The 15,578-nt window shown below is 55.9% G+C and carries 12 protein-coding genes, 1 tRNA gene and 1 pseudogene; all 14 read right to left on the bottom strand.

Annotated features, from left to right (window positions below; genetic code table 11):
* A partial coding sequence (locus BMY45_RS27005; RefSeq protein WP_007925961.1) for a GTP-binding protein occupies nucleotides 1–125 on the bottom strand: 125 nt, incomplete at its 3' end.
* A gap of 30 nt (nucleotides 126–155) precedes the next feature.
* Nucleotides 156–2,261: an elongation factor G gene (gene fusA, locus BMY45_RS27000; RefSeq protein ID WP_092403441.1), complete on the bottom strand. Its 2,106-nt coding sequence runs from the start codon at nucleotides 2,259–2,261 to the stop codon at nucleotides 156–158.
* Between the two features lie 30 nt (nucleotides 2,262–2,291).
* Nucleotides 2,292–2,762 (bottom strand): 30S ribosomal protein S7, encoded by a 471-nt coding sequence (gene rpsG, locus BMY45_RS26995; protein ID WP_003186074.1) that lies wholly within the window; start codon nucleotides 2,760–2,762, stop codon nucleotides 2,292–2,294.
* Nucleotides 2,763–2,864: 102 nt separating this feature from the next.
* Nucleotides 2,865–3,236 (bottom strand): 30S ribosomal protein S12, encoded by a 372-nt coding sequence (rpsL, locus tag BMY45_RS26990; protein ID WP_003186084.1) that lies wholly within the window; start codon nucleotides 3,234–3,236, stop codon nucleotides 2,865–2,867.
* A gap of 216 nt (nucleotides 3,237–3,452) precedes the next feature.
* A complete protein-coding gene (rpoC, locus tag BMY45_RS26985) occupies nucleotides 3,453–7,652 on the bottom strand; it encodes a DNA-directed RNA polymerase subunit beta' (RefSeq protein WP_047230482.1) in 4,200 nt (1,399 codons plus the stop codon).
* Between the two features lie 64 nt (nucleotides 7,653–7,716).
* Nucleotides 7,717–11,790, bottom strand: coding sequence for a DNA-directed RNA polymerase subunit beta (gene rpoB / locus BMY45_RS26980; RefSeq protein WP_092403439.1), 4,074 nt, complete (start codon nucleotides 11,788–11,790; stop codon nucleotides 7,717–7,719).
* Nucleotides 11,791–12,010: 220 nt separating this feature from the next.
* On the bottom strand, nucleotides 12,011–12,376 hold the full coding sequence (gene rplL / locus BMY45_RS26975; RefSeq protein WP_092403437.1) for a 50S ribosomal protein L7/L12: 366 nt from the start codon (nucleotides 12,374–12,376) through the stop codon (nucleotides 12,011–12,013).
* A gap of 78 nt (nucleotides 12,377–12,454) precedes the next feature.
* Nucleotides 12,455–12,955: a 50S ribosomal protein L10 gene (gene rplJ / locus BMY45_RS26970; RefSeq protein ID WP_092403435.1), complete on the bottom strand. Its 501-nt coding sequence runs from the start codon at nucleotides 12,953–12,955 to the stop codon at nucleotides 12,455–12,457.
* Nucleotides 12,956–13,153: 198 nt separating this feature from the next.
* Nucleotides 13,154–13,849 (bottom strand): 50S ribosomal protein L1, encoded by a 696-nt coding sequence (gene rplA / locus BMY45_RS26965; RefSeq protein ID WP_003186095.1) that lies wholly within the window; start codon nucleotides 13,847–13,849, stop codon nucleotides 13,154–13,156.
* Entirely contained in the window at nucleotides 13,849–14,280 is a 432-nt protein-coding gene (rplK, locus tag BMY45_RS26960; RefSeq protein ID WP_003176435.1) for a 50S ribosomal protein L11, read from the bottom strand. The genes rplA and rplK overlap by 1 nt, the downstream gene beginning before the upstream one ends.
* A gap of 117 nt (nucleotides 14,281–14,397) precedes the next feature.
* Nucleotides 14,398–14,931 (bottom strand): transcription termination/antitermination protein NusG, encoded by a 534-nt coding sequence (gene nusG / locus BMY45_RS26955; RefSeq protein WP_003186097.1) that lies wholly within the window; start codon nucleotides 14,929–14,931, stop codon nucleotides 14,398–14,400.
* Nucleotides 14,932–14,940: 9 nt separating this feature from the next.
* Complete coding sequence (secE, locus tag BMY45_RS26950) at nucleotides 14,941–15,309, bottom strand: preprotein translocase subunit SecE (RefSeq protein ID WP_003186101.1); 369 nt, start codon at nucleotides 15,307–15,309, stop codon at nucleotides 14,941–14,943.
* 45 nt (nucleotides 15,310–15,354) lie between these two features.
* Nucleotides 15,355–15,430, bottom strand: a tRNA-Trp gene (locus BMY45_RS26945).
* A gap of 53 nt (nucleotides 15,431–15,483) precedes the next feature.
* Nucleotides 15,484–15,578 (bottom strand): annotated as a pseudogene (locus BMY45_RS26940) (elongation factor Tu); the annotation flags it as partial.

Genomic DNA, 15,578 nt, shown 5'->3' with positions numbered 1-15,578 from the left:
GAACCGAAAACTTCGGAGCAGACACGGGTCAGAGCAGCGGTCAGCGTGGTTTTACCGTGGTCGACGTGACCGATGGTGCCAACGTTGACGTGCGGTTTGTTCCGTTCAAATTTTTCTTTAGCCACGACAATTAACTCCTAGCTTAAAGGGCTGAATCAGCCTTGCTTTTTGGTAACAGTTTCGACGATATGCGACGGAGCTGTATTGTATTTTTTGAATTCCATAGAGTAGCTCGCGCGACCCTGAGACATGGAACGAACGTCGGTTGCGTAACCGAACATTTCACCCAACGGAACCTCGGCACGAATGACCTTGCCGGAAACCGTATCTTCCATACCCAGAATCATGCCACGACGACGGTTAAGGTCGCCCATGACATCACCCATGTAGTCTTCAGGCGTAACAACCTCTACCGCCATGATCGGCTCAAGCAACTCACCACCGCCCTTCTGGGCCAGCTGCTTGGTCGCCATGGAGGCAGCCACCTTGAACGCCATCTCGTTGGAGTCGACGTCGTGGTAAGAACCATCGAACACAGTCGCCTTCAGGCCGATCAGCGGATAGCCGGCAACAACGCCGTTCTTCATCTGCTCTTCGATACCCTTCTGGATCGCTGGGATGTATTCCTTAGGAACCACACCACCTACGACTTCGTTCACGAATTGCAGACCTTCCTGACCTTCGTCAGCCGGCGCAAAGCGAATCCAGCAGTGACCGAACTGGCCACGACCACCGGACTGGCGAACGAACTTGCCTTCAATTTCACAGTTCTTCGTGATGCGCTCACGATAGGAAACCTGAGGCTTGCCGATGTTGGCTTCGACGTTGAACTCACGGCGCATCCGGTCAACCAGGATGTCCAGGTGCAACTCGCCCATGCCAGAGATGATCGTTTGACCGGTCTCTTCATCAGTCTTAACGCGGAAAGATGGATCTTCCTGGGCAAGCTTGCCCAGAGCGATACCCATTTTTTCCTGGTCATCCTTGGTTTTCGGCTCAACGGCAACCGAAATAACCGGCTCCGGGAAGTCCATGCGAACCAGGATGATTGGCTTGTCGCCGTTGCACAAAGTCTCACCCGTGGTGACGTCCTTCATGCCGATCAAGGCCGCGATGTCGCCAGCGCGCACTTCCTTGATCTCTTCGCGGGCGTTTGCGTGCATTTGCACCATACGACCCACGCGCTCTTTCTTGCCTTTTACAGAGTTGATCACGCCGTCGCCGGAGTTCAACACGCCCGAGTAAACCCGAACAAAGGTCAAGGTACCCACGAATGGGTCGGTAGCGATCTTGAACGCCAGAGCCGAGAACGGCTCGTTGTCGTCTGCATGACGCTCCAGCTCGACAGTCTCGTCATCCGGGTCGGTACCCTTGATGGCTGGAATGTCGGTCGGTGCAGGCAGGAAGTCGATAACGGCGTCGAGAACCAGGGGAACACCCTTGTTCTTGAAGGAAGAACCGCAAACAGCCAAGACGATTTCGCCAGCGATAGTACGCTGACGCAGAGCAGCCTTGATTTCCTCGTTGGTGAGCTCTTCACCCTCAAGGTACTTGTTCATCAGTTCTTCGTTGGCTTCGGCCGCAGCCTCTACCATGTTGCCACGCCACTTCTCGGCTTCTTCCAGCAACTCTGCAGGGATGTCCTTGCGAACAGGAACCATACCCTTGTCAGAGTCGTTCCAGTAGACAGCCTGCATGTTGATCAGATCGATCTGGCCCTGGAAGTTGTCTTCAGAACCGATAGCCAGCTGGATCGGCACCGGAGTGTGACCCAGACGCTGCTTGATCTGACCGATCACGCGCAGAAAGTTGGCACCAGCACGGTCCATCTTGTTTACATAAACAAGACGCGGAACGCCGTATTTGTTGGCCTGACGCCATACGGTTTCCGACTGAGGCTCAACACCCGAGGTACCGCAGAACACAACCACAGCGCCGTCGAGTACACGCAGGGAACGCTCAACTTCAATGGTGAAGTCTACGTGACCCGGGGTGTCGATGACGTTGAAGCGGTGCTCGTCCTTGTACTGCTTCTCGGAACCCTTCCAGAAGGCGGTAATGGCAGCAGAAGTAATGGTAATACCACGCTCCTGCTCCTGCACCATCCAGTCGGTGGTCGCGGCGCCATCATGCACCTCGCCCATCTTGTGACTTTTGCCAGTGTAAAAAAGGACGCGCTCAGTGGTGGTGGTTTTACCAGCATCCACGTGGGCAACGATACCGATGTTACGGTAGCGATTAATCGGTGTAGTACGAGCCATAAAGCCCTCGCAAATTGAGTGACGCTAGAATTAGAAGCGGTAGTGCGAGAAAGCCTTGTTGGCTTCAGCCATACGGTGCACGTCTTCACGCTTCTTAACTGCAGCACCTTTACCTTCAGCAGCGTCCAACAGTTCGCCGGCCAAACGCAGAGCCATGGACTTCTCACCGCGCTTGCGGGCGAAGTCTACCAACCAGCGCATTGCCAGGGCGTTACGACGGGACGGACGAACTTCGACCGGAACCTGGTAAGTAGCACCGCCTACACGGCGCGACTTCACTTCGACCAGCGGAGCGATGGCGTCGAGAGCTTTCTCGAAGATTTCCAGGGGATCGCTGTTCTTGCGTTCCTTAACTTTGTCCAGTGCGCCATAAACAATACGCTCGGCAACGGCTTTCTTGCCGCTTTCCATTACGTGGTTCATGAACTTGGCGAGAATCTGGCTTCCGTATTTCGGATCGTCCAGAATCTCACGTTTGGCTGCTACGCGACGTCTTGGCATTGATAAGCCCTCAAACGGTCTTCAGGTTAGCCCGGGACAGCTAATGCGTGCCCGACCTTACTCTTATCGACTCAATAAAATGAAAAACTGCAAAACGGCCGATTACTTCGGACGCTTGGTACCGTACTTCGAACGACCCTGGTTACGACCTTTAACGCCGGAAGTATCCAAAGAACCGCGAACGGTGTGGTAACGAACACCTGGCAAGTCTTTTACACGACCGCCACGGATCAGTACCACGCTGTGCTCTTGCAGGTTGTGGCCTTCACCACCGATGTACGAGGAAACCTCGAAACCGTTGGTCAGACGCACACGGCATACTTTACGCAGTGCCGAGTTAGGTTTTTTCGGCGTGGTGGTATACACACGGGTGCATACGCCACGACGTTGCGGGCAGTTCTGCAGCGCAGGCACGTCGGATTTCTCGACGATACGCTTACGCGGCTGACGTACCAGCTGGTTGATAGTTGCCATCTACTAGCTCCACTGTTGTCTTGCGACGCTATTGTCTTACAAGAAAAGCAAAATGGCAGGAACGAATTCCCGCCAAATTTAGGGGATCAAGAGTCTAAAGAGGATCTTGTTCCCAGTCAAGGCAAGGCCCCGACCTCCCCGCCCGCCGGATCTCGACAATTTGTCTCGATCCAGCAAACGGGATGACCAGGGCCAGGCACTTAATTACCGCAGAACTCAGTTACCGCTCGAGTTCAGTGCTTCGGTCAGTGCAGCTTCCACTTCACTGGCGCTTACGCGCAACGGCTTGTCTGCATCACGACGACGCTTGCGCTCGCTGTGATAGGCCAAGCCGGTACCGGCCGGGATCAGACGACCCACAACCACGTTTTCTTTCAGGCCGCGCAGGTAATCGCGCTTGCCGGTTACCGCCGCCTCGGTCAATACACGGGTGGTTTCCTGGAAGGACGCCGCCGAGATGAACGATTCGGTAGACAACGACGCCTTGGTGATACCCAGCAGCACGCGAGTGAACTTGGAGACGAACTTGTCTTCCGTCGCCAGGCGCTCGTTTTCCACCAGCACGTGAGTCAGCTCCATCTGGTCGCCCTTGATGAAACTCGAATCGCCGGATTCAGCGATCTCAACTTTACGCAGCATCTGACGCAGGATGGTCTCGATGTGCTTGTCGTTGATCTTCACGCCTTGCAGACGGTAAACGTCCTGGATCTCGTTCACGATGTACTTGGCCAGCGCACTCACACCCAGCAAACGCAGGATGTCGTGTGGATCGCTCGGGCCGTCGGAGATAACTTCGCCGCGGTTTACCTGTTCGCCTTCGAAGACGTTCAGGTGACGCCACTTCGGAATCAGCTCTTCGTACGGATCGCTACCGTCGTTCGGAGTGATGACCAGACGGCGCTTGCCCTTGGTCTCTTTACCGAACGCGATGGTGCCGCTGACTTCAGCCAGAATCGAGGCCTCTTTCGGACGACGAGCTTCGAAAAGGTCGGCAACACGCGGCAGACCACCGGTGATGTCGCGGGTTTTCGAAGTTTCCTGCGGGATACGAGCGATAACATCACCGATCGCGATCCGCGCACCGTCCGCAACACCGACCAGGGCGTTGGCTGGCAGGAAGTACTGAGCGATTACGTCAGTACCTGGCAGCAACAGATCCTTGCCGTTGTCATCGACCATCTTCACGGCCGGACGGATGTCCTTGCCAGCCGCTGGACGATCTTTTGCGTCGAGTACTTCAATGTTGGTCATACCGGTCAATTCGTCGGTCTGACGCTTGATCGTGATGCCTTCTTCCATGCCCACGTAGGTCACGGTACCTTTCATTTCGGTCACGATCGGGTGGGTGTGCGGATCCCACTTGGCGACGATGGCGCCAGCGTCGACCTTGTCACCTTCCTTGACCGAAATTACAGCACCGTACGGCAGCTTGTAACGCTCGCGCTCACGACCGAAGTCGTCAGCGATTGCCAGCTCACCGGAACGCGATACAGCCACCAGGTGACCGTCCACGCGCTCTACGTGCTTGAGGTTATGCAGACGGACAGTACCGCCATTTTTCACCTGAACACTGTCGGCTGCGGAGGTCCGGCTGGCCGCACCACCGATGTGGAACGTACGCATTGTCAGCTGGGTACCCGGCTCACCGATGGACTGGGCAGCGATAACGCCGACCGCTTCACCAATGTTCACCTGGTGACCACGAGCCAGGTCGCGACCGTAGCACTTGGCGCAGATGCCATAGCGGGTTTCGCAGCTGATCGGCGAACGCACGATCACTTCGTCGATGCTGTTGAGTTCGATGAACTCGACCCACTTCTCGTCAACCAGAGTGCCGGCAGGAACGATGACGTCCTCGGTACCAGGCTTGAATACGTCACGGGCAATGACACGACCCAATACGCGCTCACCCAACGGCTCTACAACGTCACCGCCTTCAATGTGCGGCGTCATTACCAAGCCGTGTTCGGTGCCGCAATCGATCTCGGTCACAACCAGATCCTGCGCAACGTCTACCAGACGACGGGTCAGGTAACCGGAGTTCGCAGTTTTCAACGCGGTATCCGCAAGACCCTTACGAGCACCGTGCGTAGAGATGAAGTACTGAAGTACGCTCAAACCCTCACGGAAGTTTGCTGTAATCGGGGTCTCGATGATGGAACCGTCCGGCTTGGCCATCAGGCCACGCATACCGGCGAGCTGACGGATCTGCGCAGCAGAACCCCGTGCGCCCGAGTCGGCCATCATGTACATCGAGTTGAAGGACTCCTGATCGACTTCGTTGCCATGACGGTCGATGACTTTCTCTTTCGAGAGGTTGGCCATCATCGCCTTGGAAACTTCGTCGTTCGCCTTGGACCAGAGGTCGATTACCTTGTTGTACTTCTCGCCCTGGGTGACCAGGCCGGAGGCGTACTGACTTTCGATCTCTTTCACTTCCTCGGTGGCAGCACCGATGATGCGGGCCTTCTCATCCGGGATAACGAAGTCGTTAACACCGATGGAAACACCGGAAATGGTCGAATAGGCAAAACCGGTGTACATCAACTGGTCAGCGAAGATCACGGTCTCTTTCAAACCAACCACGCGGTAGCACTGGTTGATCAGCTTGGAGATCGCCTTTTTCTTCATCGGCAGGTTGACGACGTCGAAGGACAGGCCTTTTGGCACAACCTGGAACAACAGCGCACGGCCGACAGTGGTGTCGACGATACGAGTGTTGGTCACGCTGCCGCCATCACGATCGTTCACGGTTTCGTTAATCCGCACTTTGACCTTGGCGTGCAGTGCGGCTTCGCCGGCACGGAACACACGGTCAACTTCCTGCAGATCCGCGAACACACGACCTTCGCCCTTGGCGTTGATCGCTTCACGAGTCATGTAGTACAGACCCAATACAACGTCCTGCGACGGAACGATGATTGGCTCACCGTTGGCTGGCGACAGGATGTTGTTGGTGGACATCATCAACGCGCGCGCTTCGAGCTGGGCTTCCAGCGTCAGCGGCACGTGCACGGCCATTTGGTCGCCGTCGAAGTCGGCGTTGTACGCAGCACAGACCAGCGGGTGCAGCTGGATAGCCTTACCTTCGATCAGTACCGGTTCAAACGCCTGGATACCCAGACGGTGAAGGGTCGGTGCACGGTTGAGCAGCACGGGGTGTTCGCGAATCACTTCAGCGAGAACGTCCCAGACTTCTGGCAGTTCGCGCTCGACCATCTTCTTGGCCGCTTTAATGGTGGTAGCGAGACCACGCATTTCCAGCTTGCCGAAAATGAACGGCTTGAACAGCTCCAGAGCCATTTTCTTAGGCAGACCGCACTGGTGCAGACGCAGGGTCGGGCCTACGGTAATAACCGAACGACCGGAGTAGTCAACACGCTTACCGAGCAAGTTCTGACGGAAACGACCCTGCTTACCCTTGATCATGTCAGCCAGGGATTTCAGAGGTCGCTTGTTCGAACCGGTGATAGCGCGGCCACGACGACCGTTGTCGAGCAGTGCATCGACAGCTTCCTGCAACATACGCTTTTCGTTGCGCACGATGATGTCCGGAGCGGACAGATCAAGCAGGCGCTTCAAGCGGTTGTTACGGTTGATCACTCGACGATACAGATCGTTGAGGTCGGAAGTCGCGAAACGACCGCCATCGAGCGGAACCAGCGGGCGCAGGTCTGGCGGCAGAACCGGCAGAACGGTCAGCACCATCCACTCTGGCAGGTTGCCGGAACCCTGGAAGGCTTCCATCAACTTCAGACGCTTGGACAGCTTCTTGATCTTGGTTTCGGAGTTGGTTTGCGGAATTTCTTCACGCAGACGGCCAATCTCGTGCTCCAGGTCGATCGCGTGCAGCAGTTCACGGACAGCTTCGGCACCCATGCGGGCATCGAAATCGTCGCCGAACTCTTCCAGCGCTTCGAAGTACTGCTCGTCGTTGAGCAGCTGACCTTTTTCAAGGGTGGTCATGCCCGGGTCGATAACGACATAGCTCTCGAAGTAGAGAACGCGTTCGATATCACGCAGGGTCATGTCCATCAGCAAGCCGATACGGGACGGCAGCGATTTCAAGAACCAGATGTGGGCAACCGGCGAGGCCAGTTCGATGTGCGCCATGCGCTCACGACGAACTTTTGCCAGCGCGACTTCAACGCCGCACTTCTCGCAGATAACACCGCGGTGCTTCAAGCGCTTGTACTTACCGCACAGGCACTCGTAATCCTTTACCGGGCCAAAGATCTTGGCGCAGAACAGGCCGTCACGCTCAGGTTTGAACGTACGGTAGTTGATGGTTTCCGGCTTTTTAACTTCACCGAACGACCACGAACGGATCATCTCAGGCGAGGCCAATCCGATACGGATGGCGTCGAACTCTTCGACTTGACCCTGGTTTTTCAGCAAATTCAGTAGGTCTTTCAAGGCCTTTCCTCCTGGCGGAGCAGAGAGCGGGCAAAACAGCCCCGCTCTCGATTCGCGTCACGTGTTATTCGGTTTCCAGATCGATATCGATGCCGAGGGAACGAATTTCCTTGATCAACACGTTGAAAGACTCGGGCATGCCCGGCTCCATACGGTGATCGCCGTCCACGATGTTTTTGTACATCTTGGTCCGGCCGTTCACATCGTCCGACTTCACTGTGAGCATTTCTTGCAGAGTGTAGGCAGCACCGTACGCTTCCAGTGCCCAGACCTCCATCTCCCCGAAACGCTGACCACCGAACTGCGCCTTACCACCCAGCGGCTGCTGGGTAACCAGGCTGTAAGAACCGGTAGAACGAGCGTGCATCTTGTCGTCTACCAAGTGGTTCAGCTTCAGCATGTACATGTAGCCAACGGTAACCGGGCGCTCGAACTTGTTGCCGGTACGGCCGTCGAACAGCTGCATCTGGCCGCTTTCCGGCAGGTCTGCCAGTTTCAGCATGGCCTTGATTTCGCTTTCCTTGGCACCGTCGAACACCGGAGTTGCCATTGGAACGCCGCCGCGCAGGTTCTTCGCCAGATCCAGGATTTCCTGGTCGGAGAAGGTATCCAGCTCTTCGTTGCGTCCGCCGATCTCGTTGTAGATCTCGTGCAGGAACTTACGCAGGTCAGCGACCTTGCGCTGCTCTTCGATCATACGGTTGATCTTCTCGCCCAAGCCCTTGGCCGCGAGGCCCAGGTGGGTTTCAAGGATCTGACCAACGTTCATACGCGAAGGTACGCCCAACGGGTTGAGGACGACGTCGACCGGGGTGCCATTGGCATCGTGCGGCATGTCTTCAACCGGCATGATCACGGAGACCACACCCTTGTTACCGTGACGACCGGCCATCTTGTCGCCCGGCTGGATGCGACGACGGATTGCCAGGTAAACCTTGACGATTTTCAGCACGCCTGGAGCCAGGTCATCGCCTTGCTGCAGTTTGCGCTTCTTGTCTTCGAACTTGTCGTCCAGCAGACGGCGGCGATCAACGATATAGGCCTGGGCCTTCTCGAGCTGCTCGTTCAGAGCATCTTCAGCCATGCGCAGTTTGAACCACTGACCATGCTCAAGACCGTCGAGAACTTCGTCGGTGATTTCCTGACCTTTCTTCAGACCGGCGCCGCCTTCGGCTTTGTGGCCGACCAGAGCGGAGCGCAGACGCTCGAAAGTTGCGCCTTCAACGATACGGAACTCTTCGTTCAGGTCCTTGCGGATCTCGTCGAGTTGAGTCTTCTCGATAGACAGTGCACGAGCATCACGCTCTACACCGTCGCGGGTGAAGACTTGTACGTCGATGACGGTACCCTTGGTGCCGGTAGGCACACGCAGGGAGGTGTCTTTAACGTCGCTGGCTTTTTCACCGAAGATGGCACGCAGCAGTTTTTCTTCCGGAGTCAGTTGAGTCTCGCCTTTCGGAGTGACCTTACCAACCAGGATGTCGCCTGCGCCTACTTCAGCACCTACGTAAACGATACCGGCTTCGTCCAGCTTGTTCAGTGCAGCTTCACCCACGTTAGGGATGTCCGCAGTGATTTCCTCTGGGCCAAGCTTGGTGTCACGAGCCACACAGGTCAGTTCCTGAATGTGGATCGTGGTGAAGCGGTCTTCCTGAACAACACGCTCGGACAGGCAGATGGAGTCTTCGAAGTTGAAGCCGTTCCATGCCATGAACGCGATGCGCATGTTCTGGCCCAATGCCAGTTCACCCATATCGGTGGACGGGCCGTCGGCCATGATGTCGCTACGCTGAACCCGATCACCCTTGCTCACCAGCGGACGCTGGTTAATGCAGGTGTTCTGGTTGGAGCGGGTGTATTTGGTCAGGTTGTAGATGTCGACACCGGCTTCGCCAGTTTCAACTTCGTCATCGGCAACACGAACCACGATACGGCTGGCATCGACGGAATCGATCACGCCACCACGACGAGCCACGACACAAACGCCGGAGTCACGGGCAACGTTACGCTCCATGCCGGTACCTACCAGCGGCTTGTCGGCACGCAGGGTCGGTACAGCTTGACGCTGCATGTTCGAGCCCATCAACGCACGGTTGGCGTCGTCGTGCTCGAGGAACGGAATCAGCGACGCGGCCACCGAAACAACCTGCTTGGGCGAAACGTCCATCAAGGTGACGTCTTCTGGCGCCTTGACGGTGAACTCGTTCAGGTGACGAACAGCTACCAGCTCGTCGATCAGCTGACCTTTTTCGTTCATGGTCGCCGAAGCCTGAGCGATCACATGATCGGCCTCTTCGATTGCGGACAGGAACACGATCTCGTCGGTCACCAGACCTTCTTTCACCACACGGTACGGGCTCTCGAGGAAGCCATACTGGTTGGTGCGAGCATAGGCTGCCAGCGAGTTGATCAGACCGATGTTCGGACCTTCCGGCGTTTCAATCGGGCATACACGACCGTAGTGAGTCGGGTGTACGTCACGAACTTCGAAGCCTGCGCGCTCACGGGTCAGACCGCCCGGGCCCAGTGCAGATACACGACGCTTGTGGGTAATCTCCGACAGCGGGTTGTTCTGGTCCATGAACTGAGACAGCTGGCTCGAACCGAAGAACTCTTTCACCGCGGCAGCCACTGGCTTGGCGTTGATCAGATCCTGCGGCATCAGGCCTTCGCTTTCAGCCATCGACAGACGTTCCTTGACCGCACGCTCTACGCGCACCAGGCCAACACGGAACTGGTTCTCGGCCATCTCGCCTACGCAGCGGACACGACGGTTACCCAGGTGGTCGATGTCATCGACGATGCCCTTGCCGTTCCGGATGTCGACCAGAGTCTTGAGCACCGCAACGATGTCGTCCTTGTTCAGCACGCCCGAACCTTCGATTTCGGTACGACCGATACGACGGTTGAACTTCATCCGGCCGACCGCAGACAGGTCATAACGCTCAGGGCTGAAGAACAGGTTGTTGAACAGGGTCTCGGCTGCGTCTTTGGTTGGCGGCTCGCCAGGACGCATCATGCGATAGATCTCGACCAGGGCTTCCAGCTGGTTGCCGGTGGAGTCGATCTTCAGCGTATCGGAGATGAACGGACCGCAGTCGATATCGTTGGTGTACAGAGTCTCGATGCGAACAACCTGGGCCTTGGCGATTTTTGCCAGGATCTCGGTGTTCAGCTCGGTGTTGCACTCTGCCAGGATTTCGCCAGTGGCCGGGTGCACGATGACCTTGGCGGTGGTGCGACCCAGGACGTAGTCCAGAGGCACCTGCAGCTCTTTGATCCCGGCTTTTTCCAGCTGGTTGATGTGGCGAGCAGTGATACGACGACCCTGCTCGACAATAACCTTGCCTTTATCATCCTGGATATCGAGGACAGCGATTTCACCGCGCAGGCGCTGAGGCACCAGTTCCAGGCTGAGGTTTTCACCTTGCACATGGAAGACGTTGGTGGTGTAGAACGCGTCCAGCACTTCTTCAGTGGTATAGCCGAGCGCGCGCAGCAGTACCGATGCAGGCAGCTTGCGGCGACGGTCGATACGCACGAATACGCAGTCTTTCGGGTCGAACTCAAAGTCCAACCACGAGCCGCGGTAAGGAATGATGCGCGCGGAATAAAGCAGTTTGCCGGAGCTGTGCGTCTTGCCACGGTCGTGGTCGAAGAACACGCCCGGAGAACGGTGCAGCTGGGAAACGATTACACGCTCGGTACCGTTGATTACGAAGGTACCGTTCTCAGTCATCAGGGGGATTTCACCCATGTAGACTTCTTGCTCTTTGATGTCCTTGATCGCTTTGTTCGACGACTCTTTGTCGAAAATGATCAGGCGCACTTTTACCCGCAAAGGTACGGCGTAAGTCACACCGCGCAATACGCATTCTTTGACATCAAATGCCGGTTCGCCCAGGCGATAACCGACGTACTCCAGCGCAGCATTGCCGGAGTAGCTGATGATCGGGAAAACGGATTTGAAGGCCGCATGCAGGCCCACGTCGCGGAACTGATCTTTAGTCGCTCCCGCTTGCAAGAATTCACGATACGAATCCAGCTGGATGGCCAGGAGGTACGGCACATCCATGACGTCCGGCAACTTGCTAAAGTCCTTGCGGATACGTTTTTTCTCAGTATATGAGTAAGCCATCAGCGTTCCCCAGCTTGGTCACCTGCTTGTTTGGCCCCTCCCGACGGGAGCAGCCAGAAAATCGTGCAAACCCCATGGTTTGCGCCACCACATCGGGTGGATACAGCTCGCTATAGGCACCGACCCAGTCGGCTGCCAATAACGGAAAAAGGCCGGTGGCAAGAGCCACCAGCCATCAGCCTGTCGCTTAACGCTCGGGCTGGAGACGCAAAGTCGATGCTTACTTCAGCTCGACTTTAGCGCCTGCTTCTTCCAGAGCGGCCTTGGCTTTTTCAGCTGCGTCTTTGGCAACAGCTTCCAGAACCATGGCAGGAGCGCCGTCAACTACAGCCTTGGCTTCTTTCAGGCCCAGACCGGTCAGTTCACGTACTGCCTTGATCACGTTTACTTTCTTCTCGCCAGCTTCGGTCAGCATGACGTTGAATTCGGTTTGCTCTTCAGCAACGGCAGCAGCAACAGCTGGACCAGCGGAAGCAGCAGCAGCGGTAACACCGAATTTTTCTTCGAAAGCTTTGATCAGCTCAACAACTTCCATTACGGACATGTTGGCTACGGCTTCGAGGATGTCGTTTTGAGAGATAGTCATGAAACTAAATTCCTGAATTGGGGGACGGCCTACGCGACCATCGAAATAAACAAAAAACGCGGAAAGGAGTGTCGAGCCTTAGGCTGCGGCAGCTTCTTTCTGGTCGCGCAGTGCCGCCAGGGTACGAGCCAATTTGCTGGTTGCGCCTTGCATCACGCTCATCAGCTGAGAAATTGCTTCGTCACGGGTCGGCAGAGTTGCCAGTACGTCGATCTGGTTAGCTGCGAGGAACTTGCCCTCGAACGCAGCTGCCTTAATCTCGAACTTGTCCTGACCTTTTGCGAACTCTTTGAAGATGCGAGCAGCAGCGCCCGGATGTTCTTTCGAGAATGCAATCAAGGTCGGGCCGGTGAACACGTCGTTGAGGACACTGTATTCAGTGTCAGCAACAGCGCGCTTGAGCAGGGTGTTACGTACAACGCGTACGTAAACGCCAGCTTCACGAGCCTCTTTACGGAGTCCGGTCATAGCGCCTACTGTTACGCCACGGGCATCAGCCACGACAGCGGACAGGGCAGCTTTGGCAGCCTCGTTGACTTCAGCGACGATGGCCTTCTTGTCTTCGAGTTTAATTGCCACGGGTTTAACTCCTGCTTGTTACCGTTTCATCCGGTCGAAACCGAATGTCGTTTTGGTGTCTGATTCGGTAAGGAACCGGGAGCACCATCTGCGTAGGCTTGTGGTTTAAGACTTTCGTCGCCTACGGTCTTGGACAGCCCCCGCCAGGCAGGGACCCCAATTTTTTGATTGGCGCAATCGCTTGCGCCAATCTGAGTCTTACGCGTCGAGCGAGCTCTGATCGATGACCAGACCTGGGCCCATAGTGGTGCTCAGGGTAACGCGCTTGACGTAGATACCTTTCGAAGAAGCTGGCTTGATACGCTTCAGATCAGCGATCAGGGCTTCTACGTTTTCCTTCAGCTTGACGGCGTCGAAGCCGATCTTGCCAACGGAGGTGTGAATGATGCCGTTCTTGTCGGTGCGATAACGAACCTGACCAGCCTTGGCGTTTTTAACCGCGGTGGCTACGTCTGGCGTTACGGTGCCGACTTTAGGGTTAGGCATCAGACCACGTGGACCGAGGATCTGACCCAACTGACCCACAACGCGCATGGCATCCGGGGATGCGATAACTACGTCATAGTTCAGGTCGCCGCCTTTCATTTCAGCAGCCAGATCGTCCATGCCTACGCGATCAGCGCCAGCAGCCAGAGCAGCCTCAGCTGCTGGGCCCTGGGTGAAAACAGCTACACGAACGGTCTTGCCAGTGCCGTGTGGCAGCACGGTAGCGCTACGAACGACCTGGTCGGATTTACGCGGGTCAACACCCAGGTTTACAGCAACGTCGAACGACTCGCTGAACTTGACAGTCGACAGCTCGGCCAGCAGTGCGGCGGCGTCTACAAAGTTGTAGGCCTTGCCTGCTTCGATTTTGCCGGCGATAGCCTTTTGACGCTTGGTCAGCTTAGCCATTACACACCCTCCACGTTAAGGCCCATGCTACGAGCAGAACCGGCGATAGTACGCACGGCTGCATCCATATCAGCTGCAGTCAGATCCGCGTTTTTGGTTTTCGCGATTTCTTCCAGCTGAGCACGGGTAACGGTGCCAACCTTAACGGTGTTTGGACGAGCGGAACCGCTGGTCAAACCTGCAGCCTTCTTCAGCAGAACCGAAGCAGGGGTGCTTTTAGTTTCGAAGGTAAAGCTACGGTCGCTGTAGACAGTGATGATCACTGGAGTTGGCAGACCTGGCTCAAGACCCTGAGTACGGGCGTTGAAGGCCTTGCAGAATTCCATGATGTTCACGCCGTGCTGACCCAGGGCAGGACCAACAGGTGGGCTTGGGTTAGCCTGAGCGGCCTTCACTTGCAGCTTGATGTAAGCGGTAATTTTCTTGGCCATGAGGCACTCCAATTACGGGTTCTAGCGCCTCGAAAGGCTCCCCGGTTACTTGCGCGTTTATCCCAGTGACGACAAAACCCCACAGCCTAGGGCTGCGGGGTTGGGATGCCTGTTCAATCAGACCTTTTCGACCTGACTGAACTCTAGCTCTACCGGAGTAGAGCGACCGAAAATGAGCACAGCCACTTGGATCCGGCTCTTTTCGTAGTTAACTTCTTCAACCGTGCCATTAAAATCAGCGAATGGACCATCAGTGACGCGAACAACTTCACCTGGCTCAAACAGCGTTTTTGGCTTCGGCTTATCGCTACCATCAGCGACGCGACGCAGAATCGCTTCTGCCTCTTTATCTGTAATCGGTGCAGGCTTGTCAGCGGTACCGCCGATGAAGCCCATCACCCGAGGGGTATCCTTGACCAAGTGCCAAGTCCCTTCGTTCATATCCATCTGTACTAGCACGTAGCCTGGAAAGAACTTGCGTTCACTTTTGCGCTTCTGGCCATTACGCATCTCAACCACTTCTTCAGTGGGGACCAGAATCTCGCCAAAGCCATCTTCCATGCCAGCCAGCTTTACGCGCTCTACCAGCGAGCGCATGACATGCTTCTCGTAACCCGAGTAAGCATGCACAACGTACCAACGCTTAGCCACGGGACACCCTTAGCCAACAATCAAGGAAACAAGCCAGCCGAGCAGGGAATCGAGCCCCCACAACAGCAACGCCATTACCAGAACAACAGCCACAACGATCAACGTGGTCTGCGTGGTTTCTTGGCGAGTCGGCCATACGACTTTACGAATCTCGGTGCGAGCTTCCTTAGCGAGTACGAAGAAAGACTTGCCTTTAGCCGTTTGCAGCCCCACAAAAGCAGCAACAGCGGCGATAGCAAGCAATGCAAGTACACGGTACAGGATCGGCGAAGCAGAGTAATACTGATTGCCAACAACGCCAACAACCACCAAAGCGACTACCACTAGCCACTTGAGCAGATCGAAGCGAGAGCCTTGAGCTTCAGCTTTAGGAGTCATCTATGAAGATCCTGTGAAAAGAAAGCCAGACACACCAAGTGAATCTGGCAGGTCAGGAGGGAATCGAACCCCCAACCTACGGTTTTGGAGACCGTCGCTCTGCCAATTGAGCTACTGACCTAAAACAAAATCAGGCCGACCATTATGCCGGCCTGAAAAAGACATTACAACCGTTTACTCGATGACTTTGGCTACGACGCCAGCGCCGACGGTACGACCGCCTTCACGGATAGCGAAACGCAGACCGTCTTCCATCGCGATGGTCTTGA

This window comes from Pseudomonas sp. NFACC39-1 (assembly GCF_900110355.1).
Taxonomy (GTDB): domain Bacteria; phylum Pseudomonadota; class Gammaproteobacteria; order Pseudomonadales; family Pseudomonadaceae; genus Aquipseudomonas; species Aquipseudomonas tehranensis.
Note: the sequence above shows the minus strand (reverse complement) of the source record. Positions and strands in the feature narration are given on the sequence as shown.